This window comes from Mesorhizobium sophorae, from assembly GCF_002270415.1.
In the GTDB taxonomy this organism is placed as follows: domain Bacteria; phylum Pseudomonadota; class Alphaproteobacteria; order Rhizobiales; family Rhizobiaceae; genus Mesorhizobium; species Mesorhizobium sophorae.
Map to the genome: position 1 here is coordinate 130,440 of NZ_NNRI01000015.1, position 21,147 is coordinate 151,586.

A 21,147-nucleotide genomic window follows, 5' to 3' on the forward strand; every position below is an offset into this window, starting at 1 on the left:
CGTTCCGACCAATCAATATGGTCGAGCGCCATCGCTCGAATCCTGATCTTTAGGATCGGCCGGTCCGCCCAACCCGGGAAGGTATTCCGTTGCGCCGCGCCGGGTTTTTGCAGCAATTCCGTTTTGCGATCCATGACCGCAGCACAAAAAATGGCCGGGCTCGAATTCGGCCCGGCCAAAAGAAGGTTCAAACCTTCAGAGGGGAACACCGCTCAGCGGAATGGGAGGAGACCGCCGATCGATTTTACCTTTCTGAGCTTATTTCCGCGACTTGGCGACGAATGACGTTCCAAAGAACACGCAAAACGGCGAAAATCTGTTCGGCATCGAGGCTTTGTTATGCATGTCGTCCGCCTAAAACCGGGGCCACTTTTGGGCGACATGCTTTGGGCTTCACGGGCGCTCCGCTCCGGTCTGGAGAAGATCGGCATAGTGGCGGCGCGCCACGTCGGGATGCGAACGCAGACGGCTTTTCAGGACATTGGTGCCGACATCGCGGAACAACGGGTTGTCCGGGTCGCTTGCCGGTCCGCGTGCCTCGGCCGCCAGTTCCTCGGGCAAATTCAGCAGCGGTATCGTCGCATCCAGCCGCGCGCTGAAGAAGAAGGGAACGGAAATCCGCTCGACGCCGGCAGGCGGCGTCACGACGCGGTGAACGGTGGCGCGCAGATAGCCATTCGACGCCAGTTCGAGCAGTTCGCCAATGTTGACGACAAGCGTTCCGGGGAGCGGGTCCACATTCACCCAGCTGCCGTCATATTCAACCTGCAGCCCTTTGTTGTCGTCCTGCAGCAACAGCGTCAGGAAGCCGCCATCCTTGTGCGCGCCGACACCCTGGTCGCCATCCGTCGCGTTACGTCCAGGGTAGCGCACGATCTTCATGCGATGGTTGGGCGAGTCCCTGTAGATCGCGTCGAAGGCGTCCTCGGGCTGATCAAGCGACAGCGCGAAGGCTTTCAGCAGCCGGATCGCCACCGCCGTAGCCCTGGCCTGCCATGCCAGCAGCGCCGGCTTGAGATCGGGCAATGCCGAGGGCCATTGGTTCGGTCCTTGCAGCCGTGTCCAAGGCGCAATTCCCGGCCCTTGCGGGATGGGCTGGCGCTCGACGCCGATGTCGAGTTGTTCACGCCAGTCGGCAGCGCCCTTGGTCAGTTCACCGCCGGCGCGCGTGTAGCCGCGAAACTGCGAGGACTTGACCATTTCGATCGCCAGCTTGTCGGTCTCCGGCAAGGCGAAGAACCGGCGCGAGGCATCGAGCACTTCATCGGTCTCCGAGGCCGAAATTCCGTGGCCGCTGAGATAGAAGAAGCCGACGTCGCGGGCCGCCGTGCGCAGATCCAGGAGAAAGGTGCGATGCTCGGACGCTCCTTGTTCGAGACGGCTCAGATCGAGTACCGGCACAATTCTGGGCATGGCAGGTTCCTTCTTTTCTCCGCCCTTGCCGAGGAGAAGTAGAAGCGACCATCGGCAAGCACTCGAGGCGTGGACGTGCATCCAAGGTGCCACGCAGGGGCAGCCGATCAAAGCAATGGGCACCCCAATATCGGCACCAACAGAAGAAAGTCAGCGCTGCATATTGTGGCCCGAGGGCAAAATAATATTCCCAACGGATGTTTCATGCATATTGCGACGAGACATAGATCGGAGACGTTTATGCGGACTTCCGCATGAACTGAAGGCCCCGCAGGTTGGCCGTTGCGCCCGGATCCCTTCTCATGACGCGTGCCTGATGACTTCAAGCCAGCCCGAAAGTCTCCACAGCGCGCATGATGCCGCGCAGTTCGGCGAGGCCTTTCAGCCGGCCGATCAGCGAGTAGCCGGGATTGATCCTGGTCTTGCCGATATCGTCGGCAAGCAGGTGGCCGTGATCGGGGCGCATGGGGATGCGCCAGTCGGCGCGGCCTTCCCTGCTGCGGCGCGCCTCTTCCTGCATCAGTGCGAGGATGACATGTGCCATGTCGGTGCCACCTTCGAGATGCTCGGCTTCATAGAACGAGCCATCCTCCTCGATGGTGATGTTGCGCAGATGGGCGAAATGGATGCGGTCGGCGAATTCCTTGACCATGGCGACGATGTCGTTGTCGGCGCGCGTCCCATAGGAGCCGGTGCAGAATGTCAGGCCATTGGCGAGGCTGTCGACGGCGTTGAGAATAAAACGCGCATCCGCGGCGGTCGAAACGATGCGCGGCAGGCCATAGAGCGAGAAGGGCGGATCGTCAGGATGGATGCACATGCGCACCCCCTCCTGCTCGGCCACCGGAATGATCTCGCGCAGGAACCAGGCAAGGTTGTCGCGCAATTCCTTCGGACCGATCGCATCGTAGTCCGCCAGGGCCTCGCGAAAACTGTCACGGTCGTAGCTGCGCTCTGTTGCCGGCAGGCCGGCGATGAGGTTGCGCTCGATCCTGTCGATCTGCTCGTCGCTCAATTCCCTTAGTCGCGTTTCCGCCTCGGCAATGCGGGCGGCGCTGTAGCCGGCCTCGGCATTCCTGCGTTTCAGCACAAACAGGTCGTAGGCCGCGAAATCGATCGCATCGAAACGCAGGGCGTAGCCCGTCGTCGGAAGCCGATAGGCCAGATCGGTGCGGGTCCAATCGACCACGGGCATGAAATTGTAACAGACCGTTGTGATGCCGGCCTTGGCAAGGGCGCGGATCGTGTCGCGATAGTAGCCTGCGTAGCGCTCGCGCTCCGGCGCACCGATCTTGAAGGAATTGTGGACGGGAATGCTCTCGACGACCGACCAGGTCAGCCCTGCCGCCTCGATGATCCGCTTGCGCTCCAGAATGCTCTCAAGCGGCCAGGCGCGCCCGTCATAAATGTCGTGCAGCGCCGATACGATACCCGTCGCGCCCGCCTGCCTGACATGATCGAGCGTCACCGGGTCGTTCGGTCCATACCAGCGCCAGCATTGTTCCATTACCGCTTTCCTTCTGCGAGGACGGCAACCTATTGTTGGACCGCAACGAGTGTCAAACTAAAGCGCGTCGCGTTTGAGCGGATTCAGGCGACGCGCTTTAGGTCCTTGTTTTTATGGATGTCGTTGCCCCAAAACCGGGGCCACTTTTGGGCGACATGCATTAGGAGCCACCTTGGACAGCAAATAACGGAGTACCCGCAATGAAGGATTTCGACGGCAAGGTCGCTCTGGTGACGGGTACGACCGGGATTGGCCTCGCAAGCGCTATACGCCTGGCGGCAGGTGGTGCCGCGATCATCGCCTGTGGCATCGACCGCGCGGCCAACGCGGTCGATGCAAGCGCAACTGGAAAGCTCCGGGCCAGGCGTGCTGGTCATAGACACCGACGTCTCTGTGCCGGATCAGGTTCGCGATGCGGTCGCGGCCGGCGTCGAGCGGTTCGGCGGCCTCGATATCATCGTCAATTCGGCGGCGGTCCATCCATACGGAACAGCTACCAGCACCGATTTCGAGACCTGGAACAAGGCAATGTCGGTCAATGTCGGCTCGATCTACCTGACAGCGCATTTCGGCATTCCGGAAATGATCCGGCGGGGCGGCGGAGCCATCGTCAACGTGGCCTCGGTGCAGGGTCACGCTTGCCAACAGAATGTCGCCGCCTATGCGACGACCAAGGGGGCGATCCATACGCTGACGCGCTCACTGGCGCTCGACTACGCGCGCTCCGGCATCCGCGTCAACTCCGTGAGCCCCGGCTCGATCCGCACCCCGATCCTGGAAAAAGCGGCACGCGGCGAAAACGGCACCGATGCCGATGTCGAGGCCGCCTACAAGCGCTTTGGCGAAGCGCATCCCATCGGGCGCATCGGCGAGCCGGAGGAAGTGGCGGAACTCATCGCCTTTCTGTGTTCGGCCAAAGCCGGGTTCTGCACCGGAGCGGACTACAAAATCGATGGCGGCCTGACTGCCGGCATCGGCGTGAAATAGAGCCATGTAGATCGGTTTTGGCCTTTACCGGGAGTCGCCGACATCTGACGACCTCCGGCGCGACCGCTTTTGGCGGGCGCGGCGTTGAAGTCTTCATCGCCAAACTCGCAAGTTCTTGCCACCGCGAACCTCGACCAACACCGACTTCGGGTTTTTAAACAGATTTAGCTCGGCGTCTAGGCGCCTCGCGAGCGCTGCGGCCGTGGTCGCGGTAGCTCGCCCGGTTAGGGCGGTGGCTGGCACCCCGAGCACGGGGGAACGGCATTCTCGATGAGCTGGACAAGCCGGTAGACGACCTTGTTGAGCCGGGTCCTGATAGCCAGAATTACGTCGAACCCGTGCAGTACTATCGATGGAGGCGGCAGCGTGTATGGAGGCGGCGGCGTGGATGGCGCGTGGTCTGGCGTCGCTATTGGCGTCGAGGCCGCTGGCGCCGGAGATGTTTCCGCCGATCCTACTGGATCCGCTTCTATTGAAATCCCGTAAACCGCGAAGGCTCCGGCATCTTGCTGGAGCCTTCGCAAAGAATTTTAAAGTCGAGGGACAGGGCCTTCGGCTGACTTCATTCCTCAGTGCCGGATCGAACTGCCTGTGCTTGCGGCGGTGGTTCCCATCCGAAAACACTGCGTCCGCCCAGCATGTGCGACTGGTCGAACTCGCCTGCCACGATTTCCTTCAGGCTGGGACCGGTGACATAGCGCTCGACCTGGCGTGACTGGTCGTCCAGCCGTCTCAATGCATCGATTTCCTCGGTGCGGCCGAGCTTGGCCTTGTGAACGGCCGATTTCAGCACGCCGATCGTCTCGTCATAGACTTTCAGCGGCACCGGGAACGGGTGCCTGTCCTTGCCGCCATGCGCCAGCGAGAACCGGCCGGGGTCCGAGAACCGGCATGGCGCTCCATGCACGACCTCGGCCACCATCGCCAGCGCACGCACGGTGCGGGCACCGACGCCCGGCACCAAGAGCAGCTCCGGGAAATCGGCAGGCCCGCGCTCGACGGCGGCAGCGATATTGCCGTACAGGCGGCGCATGACGACGTCGCTTTCGCGAACGTCGTGATGGGCCGGCATAATCAGATGCGGCAGCAGGGGCTGCGCGGGAGCGGGTGGCGAGCCGTGCTCCAGCAAGGCAAACTCTTTCACGATGCGATCGGGACCCAGATCCCGCAGCAGCTCCAGCTGGCCGTGACGCGAAGCATCGGCGCGCCGGTCGGTCAGATTGACGATCTCGCCCTGATTAGCGCCTTCGATCGCGGCATGTGGCTGCTCGACAAAGCTCGTCAGCCCCTCGGACAGCCAGTGATAGCGACGCGCCACCTTGCTGTCGCCGTTCATGCCTTGTTGCACCACGACCCAGTCGCCATCGTCGGTGACTATGAAGCCATGAAGGTAGAGGTCGAAGCCGTCCTGGACGGCAGCGCTATCGACCTTGGCGACCAGCCGACTGGCCTTGGCCAGCCCCGTTCCGTCGAAGCCGACGCGCTCGCCGATCAAGGTCAGTTCGTGCGGAGTCTTGCGCGAATGGGTGCCACGCCCGCCACAGACATGGATACCGAGTTCGCCGGAGAGTGGAGACAGGCCCCGTTTCAGGGCGCCGACAACGCTTGTCGTGATGCCGGAGGAATGCCAGTCCATCCCCATCACCGCGCCGAAAGACTGGAACCAGAACGGGTGAGCCAGGCGGCGCAGCAATTCAGTGCGACCATAGTGATGGATGATCGCCTCGCACATCACCGCGCCAAGGCGCGTCATGCGATCACCGAGCCATTTGGGCACGCGACCGCCATGCAGTGGGAGATCAGCACTTCCAGATCGTTGCGCCAATTTCTGCCGCCCGCGTTGCTCGTTGATTAGAGATAGGTGTTGCGCACCTGTCAGAGAAGCCTGCCGTCGCCCTTGCCAACGGATCGCACCCTGCGGGTTCGTCGGATTTGCCGATCTCGAGCGTAGCGGAAACGGATGGCGGCAAACCGTAGGAACGATTTGCACGGAAACCCGTTTGCCCTGACTGGAAACAGGATGAGCAAAATGGTCGCCCCGCGTGCTGCCTGGAAGGGTTTTTTGAAGGTTGGTTCGGTGTCCTGCGGCGTGAAGATCGTCGGCGCCACCAGCGAGGCGTCGAAGGTTCATTTCAGGATATTGAACCGCAAGGACGGACTCCCGGTCAAAAGCGTCTACGCCGACGAGGACACTGGAGAGCCGGTCGACGCGGAAGACCAGGTGAAGGGCTTCGAGGTCGAAAAGGATCAGTTCCTCCAGATAGAGCCCGACGACATCAAGGCGCTCAAGCTGACGTCGCAGCATACGCTTGAGGTCGGCGAGTTCGTGTCGATTGACGAGATCGATACGCGCTATCTGGAGAAACCCTACTATCTGATTCCGGCCGATGGCGCCGCTGTAGAGGCCTATGGCGTGATCCGCGATGCCATGAAGAACAAGGGCGTCGCTGCACGATCCTGCGTCGTGCTGTATCAGCGCTGCCGCGAGGTTCTGATCCAGCCCTATGGCAAGGGCATGGTGATGACCGAGCTGCGCAACCACAATGAAATGGTCTCGCAGGACAGCGTGTTCGATGGCTTGAAGACGCAGAAATATGATCCCGAACTGCTCGAAATCGCCGGCATGCTCATCGACAAGAAGGTGACGACTTTCGATCCTTCGAAGTTCGAGGACACCTACGAAGATGCGCTGATTGCCATGATCGACGCGAAACGCAGGGGCAAGCAGCCGCCGAAGCCCGCGCCGAAGCCGAAAGAGAACGTCATCAACCTGGCCGAGGTGCTGAAAAAGAGCCTCAAACAGGAAGGGTTGGGGCCGCCTAAAAAGAGCGCCTCGCCGAAACGCAAGATTGCTTAGCGCCTGTCGTCGCTGGCACGCGCCAACACGCTAGAATTGATCGAAGTGGAGAACGGCAGCCACGTGGTAGGCCGGCACGGTTGCAGCCTTCGGGGTGGCGCTGGGCCGTGCCGGCCAGTGCTGGGGCTTCGAGGGACCAGCAACGATCAAGCTACAAGCATATTAGCAATCTCGCAATTAAGCCAAATGGCCTATCCTGCGCGGATATCGCGAAGGATGCGCATGCGGTCAGCTCGCCATCGCGTTCGCAAACGATCTCATTCATAGCGGCACTACAGCAATTTTCCCCAAGCCCTGGACACCGCAACGCCGCAAGTTGTGGCGGCAATGTTCCGGCGCCGACATGGGCTTCCATCGCAAAATTCCACAAGTCGGCGCTCTTGCGGCAGGCGGGCGCGACAATGGCCGGCAGGGCTGCTCTGGCAGTTTGGTTCGTTTAGCTGGAAAGGCGTAGGACGATGACGATTTCTCCGTTTCTCACCGCTCTCGGATCCGAAGGTCCCCCAGCCGACCGGGCGAAAGACATGGCCCTGTATGGATGGCTGGTTGGAAGTTGGGAAATGGACACGGTCCACCACCTCGACGACGGCACAATGCAGAAATGGAATGGAGAATGCCATTTTGGCTGGGTGCTCGGAGGCCGCGCGATTCAGGACGTCTGGATCAGGCCCAAGCGGTCTGCGCCGTCAACGATGTATGGCACGACATTGCGCATCTTCGATCCTGGGATCGATGGCTGGCACATCATATGGAACGACCCGCTCAACCAGGATCACTCGCGCCAGATCGGGCGGGCCGAGGGTAAGGACATCGTCCAGCTCGGCGATGACTCGCGCGGTTTGAAAACCCGATGGCGTTTCACCGAGATCGCTGCCGACAGCTTCCATTGGATCGGCGAGGAAAGAGCTTCCGAGAGCGACCCCTGGCAAATCACCTATGAACATTTTGCGCGCCGGCAAAACCCTGAAGCCAGGTAGCCGTCGAAAGGAAAGGCCGTCGTTTTCCCACAAACGACGGCCCCATGCTTGTCTGCCCACTACCCCCAGACAGCATGAAGCTCCATTAGAGCAGGCTAAAGTTTGCCGTCTATAAACTTTGACATAGAGGGGCGGAAAGATTTTGCCGCCCTGATTGGCGGCGATGTTCCCCAGCGAGTTTTTCGGACTAGGACAAATGGCTAGCCGCCCCTGAAGCGCGTCGCGCCGGTCCCGGCATAGCTTTTGCGGTTACGCACGCGACCGCCATCGGAATAAGATTATTTCTCCCGTCATACTAAGTGATTGATTCTGTTGAGGTGCGTATTACTGCGCCGCTCGGTATCAAAACAGAACCCATTCATACCGATGAGTTAGCCGGGTCACCATATAGATAAAATTTATTTCATTTTGAAATCCACCCAAATATAGTCTTTTACAAATCTCTTTCTTCGTCTTACAATTATACTTTACGTCTTGGTAATATAAGCGGCGCGCCAAGTCCTCCCGCCCAACTCAAAGCGGCGGCAGGAGATAGCCGGATAGCGCCGTAGAGTGCATGGGAGGTGGGGATGATCGCTTTCAAACGCGATGCGAGCGGTCTTTATCTGGCGGACCCATTAGCCGGCGCACGTGTCGCCTTTGTGTTCCAGGATAAGTCACGCGCCGACCCGACATTCGATCTGACCGCCCAGAGCTGGGTCGACCCCGGTCAGCTTGGTTACATCGCGTTCTTCGTCCCTTCGGCGACACGCGACTGGAACGCTTTCGAGATAGGCATCCGCAAAGCCTTCGCCGACAGTCCCGGAACTCAGATCGGCTGGTTTCCCGAGCCGCTCAGCATCGCGCCGATCCTGGTCTCGGTCACCGGGCAAGGCACCTCGTCGCCTACGGTGGGGGAGTCCTTCTCGCTGGCATTCCGGCAGAGCGTGACGTTCCAGGTTCAGCCCGACCTGTTCACGCTGTCCACGACGGTGCTGTTCGACGACGCCTCCAACAGCCTGCAGATCGCCAACAGCCAGCCGCCGGCGGCGCTGCTGTTGACGGCGACGCCGCCAGCCGGCGCCACGGTGACATTCCAGTCGGCCGCGCCATTCGCGAGCTTGGCGCTCAGCGGACCGCTCGCTGGTACGGCAAGCGTCGCGTTTGAACTGGCGACCACCGACCTCGTCCAGTTCGAGGCCGGCATGATGTATTTCAACCCGCCAACCGGCGGCGGGCTGGTCGGCGCCTTGAACTATCCGGTTTTCCGCGGCGTCGGTGGCTCGGCCACGCCGTTCGGCTTCAACGTCACGCTGGACGTGCTCGGCCCGCTCGACGCGACGCGCAGCTTTTTCCAGTTCACCGACCCGCTGCTCGGCTCGACTTTCGTCACCGCCGACGGCAAGCCCTTCGCCCTCAGCACCGTCAACACCGGCGATATCAGCACGGCGAGCCGTCTCGTCTTCGCCGGCCGTCCGCAACAATCGCCGAGCGAGCAGCGCTATTACTACCTGACGCCGGCTGGACAATTCGGCCTGGCGCTCGATGCCGGCGCCAACCTGGCCGCAGGCGCAAGCTCCGAAACGGTGCAGATGCTGTGCGGCGTTACCGGCACCGAGTTCGTGACCGTCACCATCGGCTCGGCACCAGACAAGCTCGAATTCGTACCGGCGCAGCCGGCCTATCGCATAGCGCCAGCGCAGGATTCGCCGACCAGCCCGGCTTTTCTCGATGCCACCGCGACGACTTCGTGGGCACAGCTCATCGTCCAGGACGGCAGCTATATCTCGCAGCCCGAGCGCGCTCCGCTCTACAATCAGCGCACCAACACGGCCACAATGCTTGCCGGCGCTGAACCCGCCTCCGGCCTCACCGTCTATGTCCTCGACGCTTTCAAGGTCGCCTCATGGAGCGCGAAAGCCGCAAGCACGCCAGCCATACCGTTGGTGCCCTATGCGGGGCTCGATTTCTCGACCGACCCGAACCTCAATGCCGCCGCCTATCTCGACATGGAATCGCGGGCGCTCAACCCGAGGCGCGCCAGCGGCTTCATTCCGGCGCCGAAGCAAGGCGCGACGGTAAACGCTGCCGCCGCCGGACCGACGACGCTGGCGATGACGCCGCAAGGCATGCTGGCCGAACTTGCCGGCACGCCGCTGGCATGGACCGGGTTGCAGATGGCGACGAGTGCGGCCGGCATCCTGGAATTCGAAGCCATGGGTCCGTCGATCTGCAAGGCCGTGCAGCAGAACCAGATCTTCACGGTGGTCAGCGAAAACCCCGCCAACCCCGACCCGCTTGGCTCCGGGCAGGCCCTGTTCGACTTTTCAGGCGACAAACTGGAGATCGGCGACTGGACGTTCGACCTGTCGCCGGGCAAGCTCGCCGCGCCCGACGGTACGCCGCCGATCTTCATGATGAAATTCTATCCGGGCGAGACGATCGAAGCTCTGGTTGCCGACACAAGGCTGTGGTCTCAGGCCGACATCTTCAACAAGACGTTCACCGCCGCCGCCACCCAGGCCTATCTGCAAAAGCTGATCACCGAGGCGAAGGCCGCGGTGTTCCCGAATGGCGGCACGCAGCCCGACACCACCTCGCTATACTGGAATTTCTACCAGACGGTCACCGACCCGACTTTCAACGGCATCCTCGCCGTCAACTGCAACATGCAACTCGATGAATTGCCGACCGCGGTGCGCGCTGTGCTCGGCGGCATGAAGGATCCAGGCATAGCCGGCTTTCGTGTCCACCATGTCGGCATCGCCATCAACAACACCGACCCGTCGCAGGCCGTGCCGACGCTGGCGCAGAGCGCGACCTTCGCACTGGTCGACTATGAAAAGGCGGCGAGCAAGTCGGCAGCGGCCCCCGATAGCAATATTGATATCGACATCGACTATGGCTTCGAGGTCGAATATCTGCGCGCTTTGTTCACCAATTCCGAGTTGCGCAGCTTCGCCTGCGAGGTCAATCTCACCATCAACAATCTGTTCAAGACCGGCGTCAATCTCGATGCCGCGCTGAGCCCGGCCGCCAATGCCGGCGATGACGCCAATGTCATCGCCATCATGGGTTCCTACCAGGCGCACGGCACCAGCGGCGACGACAAGAGTTCCGGACAGGGCGTCTATTCGTTCGTCGCCCAGGGCGATTTCGTCTTCAACTTCACAGACGAGAACGGCAAGTCCAACAACAAATATCTCAGGCAGATCACGCTGACGAAACTGCAATTCTCGTTCGACGACGAAACCGCGGCGACGCCGCCAAAAGCCGACACGACCCACATCAGCGCCCATTTCGCCATCTGGGGCGATATCGAGTTCAACGAATTCCAGGTGCTCGACCTGTTTGCGTTCGAGAAGCTGGCCTTTTCCAATCTCGGCATCGACGTTGGCTTCGACCTGACGATCCCGGACAAGGGACAGCCGTCGACAAGCACGCCGTCGCTTAGCTTTTCGCCGGGTGACCTGCGGCTCGACCTCGGCGCCACCGAGAAGCGCAGCGGCGCCGACAGCCTGCTCGACCTGATCCCGTTCAAGCTGAAATCGTTCCTCTATTCGGGCACGGCCGATCAGACGATCGAGAGCCTGAACTACTATTCGCTCGGTTCGCTGCCGGGCCTGGCGGAAAACGGCATCACGCTGCAGGACAATTTCAACTATGCGCTGATCTTCGATCTCGATCTCGGCTCGATGGGCGGGCTGGTCGGTTCGCTTTCGGCCTTCAAATTCAGCGTCCTCATCGGCTGGCTTAGCCCCGAGGACGGCGGTGGGCTGGCCTTCGGCATCCAGCTTCCGCAAGTCGACGGCAAGCTGGAAATCAAGATCGAGGGCGTGCTGACCATCTCGATCGAACAGTTCAATCTCGAATACGCTACCGATGCCGATCCCAAGATGCTGGTGCTCGGCATGCACAATTGCTTCATCGAGATACTGGGCCAGCGCCTGCCGCCGGACGGGACGATCAGCATCGGCCTGTTCGCGCCGACCGAAGGCGCCGACCAGATTGGCTGGATCGGTGCTTACAATTTGGGCAAGGATGGCGGCGGTGGTGGCGGCGACGATGCGCAGAAACTGCTGGCGGCGCCTGTGCCCGCCAAGGTGGGCGCTGTCAGCGATGTCTTCGAGCTCGTCTATCTCGGCGTCGGCCAGCGGGTCGGCCCGGACCCGACCAAGCCGCCCGCCAATTTCGATGCTTTCCTGAAGTTCATGCAGGGCGACTTCTGGGACGCCCTCAAGAACAAGAAATTTGCCGATATCTACCATCCCGAAGGCAAGTGGATCATCGTCACCGACTTCACGCTGCTGAAAGTGCTCGAGGTCGGCTTCGTCTTCTACGACGTGACGCCGTTCTACGCGCTACTGCTCAAGCTGACCGGCGGTGCCGGCAAGGGTGCGGAATTCGAGGTCGTCTACACCAAGATCTCCGACACGATCGGCAAATTCGCCGCCGTCTTCAGCCTGCCCGACAGCCTGCGCACCTTCCAGGTTGGCGCAGCCTCGCTGACGCTGCCGACACTGAGCGTCGACGTCTACACGAATGGCGACTGGAAGGTCGACCTCGGTTTCCCCGACGGCGACAACTGGAGCGTCTGCTTCCAGGTGCAGGCGCAGGCCGGGCCTATTCCGGTGACCGGATCGGGCGGCTTCTACATAGCCAGCCTGAGCTCGGCTACCGACCCCGACGTGTTCAAGGGCACCTACCAGAGCATCCTGGCGTTCGGCTTTGCCGCGCGGCTGGGCGTCGGCAAGGACTTCACCGCCGGGCCGCTGAAGGCGGGGGTGAGCGTCACCTTCTTCGGCATCATCCAGGGTGCGGCCGGCTATCTCACCAGCGGTGGCGGAGACCTCGCCAAAAAGCCGGACGCGCTGTCGCTGCAAGGCCAGTTCGGCATCATCGGCGAGCTCTACGGCTCGCTCGACTTCGTCATCATCAAGGCCAGCGTCAACGTCCGCCTCGAGGCCAGCATCGGCATCATCCTGGCGCTGGAACCACCCAGTGTGCCGGGCGGCGGTGGCGGCTCGATCCTGCTCTACATCGAGGCGAGCGTCAGCGTCAGCGTCACGGTGGAGATCAACCTCTTCCTCTTCTCCATTTCCATCAGCTTTAGCTTCAATGCCTCGTTCCGCTTCGAATGGCAGCTTGCCGGTTCGTCGCAACAGGCCCAGATCGAAACGTTCGCGCGACTGAAGCAGCGGCTTCTTGCGGGTGCAGCGGCGAATGTCGGGCTTTGCCCCAACCTGCCGAAGGACCTACCTATCCTGTTCCTGCCGGAACTGACCGTGGTGTTCCCCGATGCGACCAGCAAGGGCACGCCGTGGGTCGTGACCTCGCTCGGCATACAGTATGACGACAACCCATCGCACAACCCGACCTATGCCGACTTCAAGCCGTTCGAGGCGGTGACGACGCAGCTCGCCACCTTCGCACTCATGCACGCACTGAACCTGCCGGCCTACAACTCCGTGGTGTTGCTTGAATTCGATTCCAGCAGCGGCACGCCCGGCTTGAAGGACATCGACAGCGAGCCGGACGCGCTCACTGCCTGGATCGACTATCCGACCTTGCTTAGCCAGCTCGCCAATTTCTCCGCCACGCTTGCCGCACCGACCGGCAAAGCCAAGGCTTGCGTGTTCCCGATGCCGCCGTTCCTCAACATGGCGACCACCGGACGCACCGACGGCAATGGCAACGCACAGGATCTGTCCTACCAGTTCCTGGCGCAGAACCTCGTCTCGCAGACCTACCTGCAAGCGGTCGACACCTATTTCAACCAGCTGTTCGTCAACCAGACCTCGAACCCGACCTCGGTCAACGACAGCGACGGCACCACGCCGTTGTCGCAGGAGATATTCCTCGATTATTTCAAAGGCTTGATCCGTGGCGCGGTGCACGAGCTGCTGGTGACGATGCAGGATGCGGGGCTGACCTCGTCACCGCTCGACAAGCTGTTCATGGCAGCGGTGGCCGCACCGACACCCGGCGCACAAACACGCTTCCAGGGTCTCGCCGGTCAGATGTCGAGCGCATTGCGTGGCGGCGTGCGCCTGCCTTACACCGCCGGTCTCACCGTGCCGGGCGAGGCGGTGTCGACCAGCACGAACCCGCTGTTCGCGCTTCTGTGGCAGGAATTTCCCGCCGGCGGCTTCGCCAAGAACAACAGCTACAGCATCACGCTGAGCAATCCCGACAAGACGCAGGACTGGCTTGCCGTCAACGCCTCGTTCTCGCTCACCCAAGACGTCCTCAGCCCCTATCTCGCCTTCACCGAAGCGTCGATAACGGCGCCAAGCAGCCCGACACCAATCGCGCTCAGTTCGACCGGGCCGCAATCCTTTGCGCTGGAGAACGCCATCGCCTGGACGCCGCCAAGCGCGACGGCGCTCAGCCTGCGGCCATTCGCGTCAAGCCTGGAGAAATTGCAGGCAAATGAAGGAACGGCTGCTGTCCCCGTCCTGGTGAAATCCCGCCAGGCGCAAGGGGCCTATCTGCCGGACGGCACGCCGCTGCCCGCCGGCGACATCACTTTCGCCACCAGCATCACGCTGACGGTCAAGCAGATTCCGGGCGCCACGCAAGGCAGCGTGCTTGCCGACGTCTACGCACTGTCCGGCGCCAGCCAGTCGGACGAGGCGCTGCTCGGCCGGATCCTCGACGATCTCAGGGGCGGTGACCGGCCGGTCGACGCAATCCAGATCCTGTTCCAGACGGCCGCCGGTGCGCCCGGCCTCGTCTCGGCAGTGGTCGATCCAAATGCCGTCTTCGCGCTGCGCACCAACACCACGACGGTGTCGCAGCCGCCGCAAGGGCTGATGGCCTTCGCGCTCGGTCTGCCGGCGGGTGTGTCCGTCGGCTCCAGCACCGACATCACCGCGGATGGCGGCTACGGTTTCCTGCAGATCATCCAGCAGGCGACGGTCACCAACGCGCAGGGTTACTACCTGCGCTTTGTCGACAAGACCGGCAACGCACTGCCAACGCCGCTGTTCGTCAAGGGCGTCGCGCAGGTGACGATGCTGGTGACCTACAAGGCCGGCAGCGGAACCAACCAGAGCGGCTCGCCGCTCGCCATCCAGCCCTATTACAACGCGGTCGTGCTTGCCGGCACGCAGAGCGGCCTCGTCTACTATGCTGAGACCGCAGACCCGGCCCTGGAGGCCCGCTACGTCAAGGTCGCGGCCGGTACCTTCGGTGTCGAGTTGACGCGCTCCGAAAGCGTCATGCAGCTGAAGACGCCTGCCGCCCTGGTCAAGACCGGGCAGCTTGGCGCGGCGAACTCCCATTCGCGCGGCCGCGTCATTGAGGCGCTGCGCGCATCCGGCATCGCCGACGATACCGAACTGCACGCAGCACTGGTCGCGGCGGGTGACGCAAAAGCGTCGCTCAACTCGCTCTACAGTCTCGTCACTTACCAAATACAGGCGACGACAGGCTTCACGCTCAGCAATTTGTCGGCGCCGATCCAGCCGCAAAAGCCCGACCAGTCCGGCACCACCGGCACGTACCGGGTGTTCGCGCCGCTGTACAACGTCGCCACCGCCAATGCCGGCTCCGCCACGCCCGACCGCTACGCCTCGATCAACGACAAGTTCACGCTGGACTTCTTCGTCAACGACGCCTTCGGCAACCAACTGCCGACCCCGGCCAGCTACAGCGATACCAACCTCTATTTCGATCCGATCGTGCCGGTCGACCAATGGCCGGGGATCCTGCCGACCTATGGCTTCAACGGCTCGACGCCTAACACGATCGAGATCGTCCTGACGCCGAGCCAGGCGGCCTTCAGCAGCATGTCGGCGGACCAGAAGGCGGCAGCTCTGGCCAATTTCCGCACCATAGAGGACCAGATCAGCGGCCCAGGCGTCTCGTTCTATGTCGAGACCAGTCTTGCCCTGCAAGCGGATGGCAGCAGCCTTGTCAATTTCCCGGTTGGTGCAGCAGACACAAGCAAGGTGACCGGCATGGTTGCCGACCTCGTCAACTGGCTGGCCGGGCTCAGCACCAACTTCCCCGGCGCGGTGACCATCTCGATGCCGGTCAGCGGCCCCGGCGCCCTGCCGCCGCTGTTCGAGATCGTCGTGCTGTTCGGCATCACCCGCGATGCCAATTTGATCTCGCCCTATCTGAAGGACCAGTTCGGCACGATCATGGTGCCGTCGGCGCAGAACGTCGCGACCGGATTTGTTCCGGCGACCGGCGGTGCCAGCAACATGTCGCAATTCGCCGCCGCTTTCGTCGGCGCCTTCCCGGCGCAGAAGCTCGCCATCGGCATGAACGGGGCCGATGCGTCGCCACAGCAGAAACTGTCGAGCACGGCCCAATCCAGCACGGCACTGGCGCGCAAGCGGCTCAAGTCATTGAAGCTTGCCCATGACGGCTCCGGCGGGGCACGCGCCGGCTCGCAATCGCTGTGGGCGGCCGCGGTATCGCTGCTCGACATCTCGATCGGTGCCGCCGGGGCCGGACCGCGCTTCCTGTCGCCCAAGCCGCTCGACAATGTGCTGAACAGCGCCAGTGTTTCGATGCCGCAGCTGTCGTCCAAGCTGCCGGCGCTGCCGGCGCAACAGCTGTTCATCGACACCGACCTCGATCAGCTCAACCGCATCTTCTTCCAGGCGGTCGACGAGGTGCTGTCACCGGCCTCGGCGGCCAAGGCCTTCGAGGTCGCCCCCGACGCCTACGACGCGATGGCGCTCGGCCGCGAGGCGCTGGCGCAGAAATACGCGCAATACGAAGTGGACTGGCTGTTTGGCCCGCAATCGCCGTTCACCGGCACGACCGCGGCACTTGCCATCGCGAAGGATGTGTTCGAGCAGCAGATGCGCGCGGCGTTGATGACGGCCTATTCCGTCGACACCATCGTCCAATACGACGTGACCTGGAACCAGTCGGTCTCGGCTGCCGCCGATGGCAATATCGAGCTCTTCGGCCAGATCGAAGCCGTACTCGCCGGAGACTACAGCTGGAGCGGTCTCAGCCTGTCGGCGACGACAAACAATCCGCACGGCCTGACCGACGGCAGCCGGGTGCTGATGATATTCCAGGCCAGTTCGGGGCAATTGCCGGCGAATGGCGTCTACGGCGTCACCGTCACCGGGGACACCACCTTCACGATCGCCACCGCCGCCAGCGGTTCAGGCGCCGGCACCTTCTCCGCCACGCGCCAGAATGCCGGGCTCTCAACCGCCCATGTCGGCATCAGCAGCACGGGGGCGAGCCCCCTCACCTTCCTCTACGGCGATCCCGACGCGGCCGCTGCCGCGGTGGTGCCATTCGATCTGCGTTTCGCCATCACAAACCTGCAGTTCTTCCTGGCGCCGGCGGGCGCACCCGGCGAAGCGCGTCCATCGATCTGGCTGCAGCTCGTCGATCCCTATCCAAAGGGCGTGCCGCATGTCGGACCTGCCGGCGCCTTGACCAAAATCCCGGTGGTGTATCGCCAATACCCAACACCGCCGACGCTGGTCAGCCAGACCTGGTCGGGCTACACGCCAACGTCGGGTTCGGGCAATCCAATCGCCGACGGCGCCGACTGGAGCTACCTCTATACCTATCAGGCGTTCCTCGTCGCGCAGGACCAGATCAACACCGCCGTCACCTACAACACCAACCTCAGCGCGGCGCCGGACAACCCGCCGAACTCCACCAACCCTGCCCCCAGCGCAGGCCCGCCCTACGACCTGTTCACGGCATTGGCGCGCACCTCGGCCGTCTACGGTGCCATCAACCCGGTGCTCCGCAACCCGGCCGATCCAGCCTGGGCCGATGCGGTGGCCGCCTTCGCCACCGCCATTGGCGAGGTGACGGCGAACAAGGACTGGAATCCGAGCCTGGACATGGCCCTCGGTCAGGGTCTGGTCAGCGTCACCGACAGCTACGTCGTCACCGACACGCTGCAGCCGGACGGGACGACGCGGCAGATCGAGTTGCAGTGGCCGGCCGCGCAAGGTGAATCGAGCTTCTCCAATGTCGCGCTGACCGTCACCGCGCTCGACCCGTCGACGCTGACGCCGTACCCGAACCAGCATCCGGTCCAGCCGTCACCACCAGACGGCCTGCTGTTCGAGGTCGACAACGCCGCGCCCGGCAATTTCGGCGTGGCGCACACGATCGAGGTCGATGCACTCAACGTGCTGGCGGCCGAGAATGCGCTCGCCTCGGTGCAGATCGAGCGCAACCTGATCACGCTTGAAGCCTCGAACAACACCGCGTGGCAGGTGGTGCCCGAATTCGTCTACATGACGCCGCAGGTCAGGCCGAGCCAGCCGGTCACGCCGTTCATCGACAATGCGACGCCGATCGATGTGGCGACGCTGCCCGGCCAGGGTTCAGGTGCCGCCTGTCCGACATCGCCGTCAAGCCTTTGCCAGCGCATCTACACGATCATGGCCGACCTTTTGGCGGACCCGGTGCACGAACAATCGCTGCTTGCGGCGCATGCGGCCGCCAACGTGACCAGCGGAACCACAAGGCGGGTCAAGGTCGCCTGCTCCTACCAGTTCCCGTTCCCCGCCGTTGCCGGCGGCGCGTTCGACAGCGCCTCGATCAGTCCGCTTGTTCCGATCGTGCTGGCGCGGTCCTTCGAGATCGACGGGCAACAGCCGGCGGAGCTCGGCGATTTCGCCGCGCTTTTCGCGGCGGCGATCGCCGGCTGGGCCTCCAAAAACAGCATCGTCTTTGGCGCCAACGCAATGCCGGCAGGCGCGAGGCTGGTCTTCGACATCACGCTTTACGCAGCACTCAGCGGCGTCAATACGCCGGTGCTGCGCTTCAGCAACCTGCAACTGAAACTGACGGACATCGACGCGAGCTGACCGCCTCAAGGCGGGCATCGCGGCGGCGTCACGCAGACACGAGTGGAAGGAGGAGCCGTTTCGAAACCAGACCATCGGGCCCCAAGCCGGCAACAGGTTTTGGAAACATCCGATGTTGAAACAAAACGATCGAGCGACGGCACGCTTCGACTTCAAGTCCGCCGCTCTGGAATTCGCCTGCAAGAACGACAGTCCGAAACCCGCAAACCGCGAGGGAAATTATGGCAACGACCGCAAAATTCGACATTCTCGGTGCAAACGCATCTAACCCAAACTGGGATGGCTCGCCGCTGACGCTGGCCTACCGCGACAGCGCGGCGATGCCGCAGACGACCAACGGATCGATGATCTTCGCCTATCAGAACACCGCCTCCCTCAACAATGCCGGCAAGCTGGCGCTGACTTCAGGCAGTTCGACACCGTCGTTCCTGACAGCTCCGGCGTTGCTTTCCCAGCCGAACATCCTCGTCAACAACTGGCAGGCAAACAATCTCTCCGTCACCAATGTCAGCGTCGCGACCGCGACGCCGATCTGGATCGAGGCCTTCGGTCCTGGACTGCCCGGCCAGAAGCCGGTTGCGCTAGCCATCAACACCGCGCTGACGCTCAAGCCAGGCGGCATCGCCCAGGGAACGTCGACCCCGAACTGGATGCAGCTGACCCTGGGGACGAATACCGGCCAGTTGATCATCGTCGCCGTTGTCGGCGGTCCGCAGGATGCGTCAGGCAACAACGCCTACGCTGTCGCGCTGAACTCGCCGTCCGGCAACACCGGTCCGGGCACCGGCACGGCAGCGCCACAAGGCTATTACGCGACGACGGGCGGCAACAACTACTCCTTCGAATTCAACTGGGGTTCCTCGGTTGTCTACGTGGCGAACATGTCGCCTTCGACGGCTTCCTCGCTGACGGCGGAACTGCTGTCTCTGTGATCGAAGCGCGGGAGCCGGAAGCGCAAGCCGCCGGCTCCCGTGACAACGCCGGTGCAAAGAGGACATCCTGACATGCACGACTTCATCGCAGCGGGCACGGTCAACGCGACCTGGAACGGCATGCCGCAGACACTGGCGGTCCGTGGCAGCGTGACCATGCCGCAGACGCCCAACGGCTCCCTCATCGTCGGCTACTTCAACCAGTCACAGCAGAACAACGAGGGCAGGCTTACCGTCACCTCTGGCAGCAGCGCGCCAACGAACGTTCGGGTCCCGGCTCTGGCACGGATGATCAGCGTGCTGACGGCGAACTGGCAGGCCAACAACCTGACCCTCACCAACACCAGCCTCAATGCCGCGACCCCCATCTTCGTGCAGGCCTTCGGCCCCGGCATTCCCGGCATGCAGCCTGGCCAGCTCGTGAGCGGCACACCTGTCCAGCTGGCGATGCGCCAGGCGGTGCAAGGGATAACGACACCGAACTGGATGCAGCTTGAATTCAGCTCGAGCACCGGCAATCAGCAGGTGGTCGCGGTGGTCGGTGGACCGCCTGACCAGTCGGGCAACAATGCCTATGTGATTGCGCTCAACGCCCCGAGCGGCGACACCGGACCGCCGACCGGGAACACTCCGCCGGACGGGTTTTACGCCACGGCGGCCGGCAACAGATACACGATGTCCTTCAGTTGGGGGGCGGCGATAGTCTACGTGGTCAATCTCTCGCCGCAGACCGCAACGCCGGTGACGACCCTGCTGCAATCCTTGTAGACCTCCGCACCGGTCCGCCTTTCCGCCATCCTGGCTGCTCTCTGAGACGGAAGCCATGCCACCTTCGGACTTCAACATTTTGGGTCAATCCCTGGCGACGGACAATTGGGATGGCTCTCCGGTGGAGCTTGCCGTGCGCGACAGCGTGGCGATGCCGCAGACCCCCAACGGGTCGATGATCCTGGCTTTCCAGAATGCTTCCGAGATGAACAATGCCGGCAAGCTGGCGCTGACCAGCGGCAGCAGCCAGCCGCAATTCCTGCTGGCGCCGGGGCTGGCCTTGCAGCCCACCATCCTGATCAACAATTGGCAGGCCAACAATCTGAACATCACCAATGTCAGCGTGAACACCAACACGCCAATCTGGATCGCGGCCTATGGGCCGGGCATGGGCGGCGCGGCGCCAACGCCTTTGCCGACCACCGGCGACGCCGTCCCGGTCGCTGTCGACACGACGCTGAAGGCGGTCACGCTGCCGCAGTACATGCAGCTGGGCTTCCAGGCGAATTCGGCCGGTCTTTGCCTGTTCGCTTTCATCGGCGGCCCGCAGGACACCAAAGGCAACAATGCCTATGCGATCGCGCTGAATTCGCAGTACGGCGATACCGGGCCCGGCCACCCGACACCGGCCCCGGCCGGTTACTACGCGACGGTCGGCGGCAACAGCTACAGCTTCGAGTTCAACTGGGGAACCTCGGTGCTGTTCGTGGCCTATTTTGGCAGCGGCTCCGTCCTGAGCGGCGTCCCCAAGGTGGTGACTGCCGCCCCCACGGTGACATTGCAGACGCTGTGATCCTTGCGGTCATGGTCCGCCGTCGATCGGCACCTAAACTGATTAAAAATAGAGCAATATCGAAATGAACTGACCTTTAGTCGTATAAGCAAGTTCTTAAGTGCGCCATAACAGTTT

9 protein-coding genes and 1 pseudogene are annotated in these 21,147 nt (G+C 62.5%); 7 read left to right on the forward strand and 3 right to left on the reverse strand.

Going from position 1 to position 21,147, the window contains the following annotated elements; all coding sequences use genetic code 11:
• Window positions 1–393: 393 nt before the first annotated feature.
• Both CGZ66_RS23430 and uxuA read right to left on the reverse strand, forming a co-directional pair.
• Window positions 394–1,413 (reverse strand): isopenicillin N synthase family dioxygenase, encoded by a 1,020-nt coding sequence (locus tag CGZ66_RS23430; RefSeq protein WP_095088845.1) that lies wholly within the window; start codon window positions 1,411–1,413, stop codon window positions 394–396.
• 322 nt (window positions 1,414–1,735) lie between these two features.
• Window positions 1,736–2,920 carry a mannonate dehydratase gene (uxuA, locus tag CGZ66_RS23435; protein ID WP_095088471.1) on the reverse strand — a complete coding sequence of 395 codons (1,185 nt, stop codon included), beginning with the start codon at window positions 2,918–2,920 and terminating at the stop codon, window positions 1,736–1,738.
• Window positions 2,921–3,120: 200 nt separating this feature from the next.
• Between uxuA and CGZ66_RS23445 the strand changes: the two are divergent.
• Window positions 3,121–3,907: pseudogene (locus CGZ66_RS23445) on the forward strand (SDR family NAD(P)-dependent oxidoreductase).
• A gap of 562 nt (window positions 3,908–4,469) precedes the next feature.
• Here the strand turns inward: CGZ66_RS23445 and CGZ66_RS23455 are convergent.
• Window positions 4,470–5,732 (reverse strand): DUF763 domain-containing protein, encoded by a 1,263-nt coding sequence (locus CGZ66_RS23455; RefSeq protein WP_095088473.1) that lies wholly within the window; start codon window positions 5,730–5,732, stop codon window positions 4,470–4,472.
• Between the two features lie 195 nt (window positions 5,733–5,927).
• On the opposite strand from CGZ66_RS23455, the gene ku reads away from it, so the two are divergent.
• The 6 genes from ku (at window position 5,928) to CGZ66_RS23485 (ending at window position 21,030) form a co-directional block, all read left to right on the forward strand.
• The gene (gene ku, locus CGZ66_RS23460) at window positions 5,928–6,764 is read left to right on the forward strand and encodes a non-homologous end joining protein Ku (RefSeq protein WP_483425961.1); all 837 of its coding nucleotides are present in this window, start codon (window positions 5,928–5,930) and stop codon (window positions 6,762–6,764) included.
• Between the two features lie 560 nt (window positions 6,765–7,324).
• Window positions 7,325–7,741, forward strand: coding sequence for a hypothetical protein (locus CGZ66_RS23465; RefSeq protein ID WP_245331184.1), 417 nt, complete (start codon window positions 7,325–7,327; stop codon window positions 7,739–7,741).
• 569 nt (window positions 7,742–8,310) lie between these two features.
• Window positions 8,311–18,537 (forward strand): hypothetical protein, encoded by a 10,227-nt coding sequence (locus tag CGZ66_RS23470; protein ID WP_095088477.1) that lies wholly within the window; start codon window positions 8,311–8,313, stop codon window positions 18,535–18,537.
• A 221-nt stretch (window positions 18,538–18,758) separates the two neighbouring features.
• The gene (locus CGZ66_RS23475; RefSeq protein WP_095088479.1) at window positions 18,759–19,469 is read left to right on the forward strand and encodes a hypothetical protein; all 711 of its coding nucleotides are present in this window, start codon (window positions 18,759–18,761) and stop codon (window positions 19,467–19,469) included.
• Window positions 19,470–19,541: 72 nt separating this feature from the next.
• A complete protein-coding gene (locus CGZ66_RS23480; protein ID WP_095088481.1) occupies window positions 19,542–20,237 on the forward strand; it encodes a hypothetical protein in 696 nt (231 codons plus the stop codon).
• Between the two features lie 55 nt (window positions 20,238–20,292).
• Window positions 20,293–21,030, forward strand: a complete 738-nt coding sequence (locus tag CGZ66_RS23485) for a hypothetical protein (RefSeq protein ID WP_095088483.1) — start codon at window positions 20,293–20,295, stop codon at window positions 21,028–21,030.
• The last annotated feature ends 117 nt before the right edge of the window (window positions 21,031–21,147 follow it).

Coding starts and splice junctions, on each gene's coding strand:
- ku (WP_483425961.1), top strand. CDS start 5,928: ATGAGCAAAATGGTCGCCCCGCGTGCTGCCTGGAAGGGTTTTTTGAAG.
- CGZ66_RS23465 (WP_245331184.1), top strand. CDS start 7,325: ATGGACACGGTCCACCACCTCGACGACGGCACAATGCAGAAATGGAAT.
- uxuA (WP_095088471.1), bottom strand. CDS start 2,920: ATGGAACAATGCTGGCGCTGGTATGGACCGAACGACCCGGTGACGCTC.
- CGZ66_RS23485 (WP_095088483.1), top strand. CDS start 20,293: ATGCCACCTTCGGACTTCAACATTTTGGGTCAATCCCTGGCGACGGAC.
- CGZ66_RS23470 (WP_095088477.1), top strand. CDS start 8,311: ATGATCGCTTTCAAACGCGATGCGAGCGGTCTTTATCTGGCGGACCCA.
- CGZ66_RS23480 (WP_095088481.1), top strand. CDS start 19,542: ATGCACGACTTCATCGCAGCGGGCACGGTCAACGCGACCTGGAACGGC.
- CGZ66_RS23430 (WP_095088845.1), bottom strand. CDS start 1,413: ATGCCCAGAATTGTGCCGGTACTCGATCTGAGCCGTCTCGAACAAGGA.
- CGZ66_RS23475 (WP_095088479.1), top strand. CDS start 18,759: ATGGCAACGACCGCAAAATTCGACATTCTCGGTGCAAACGCATCTAAC.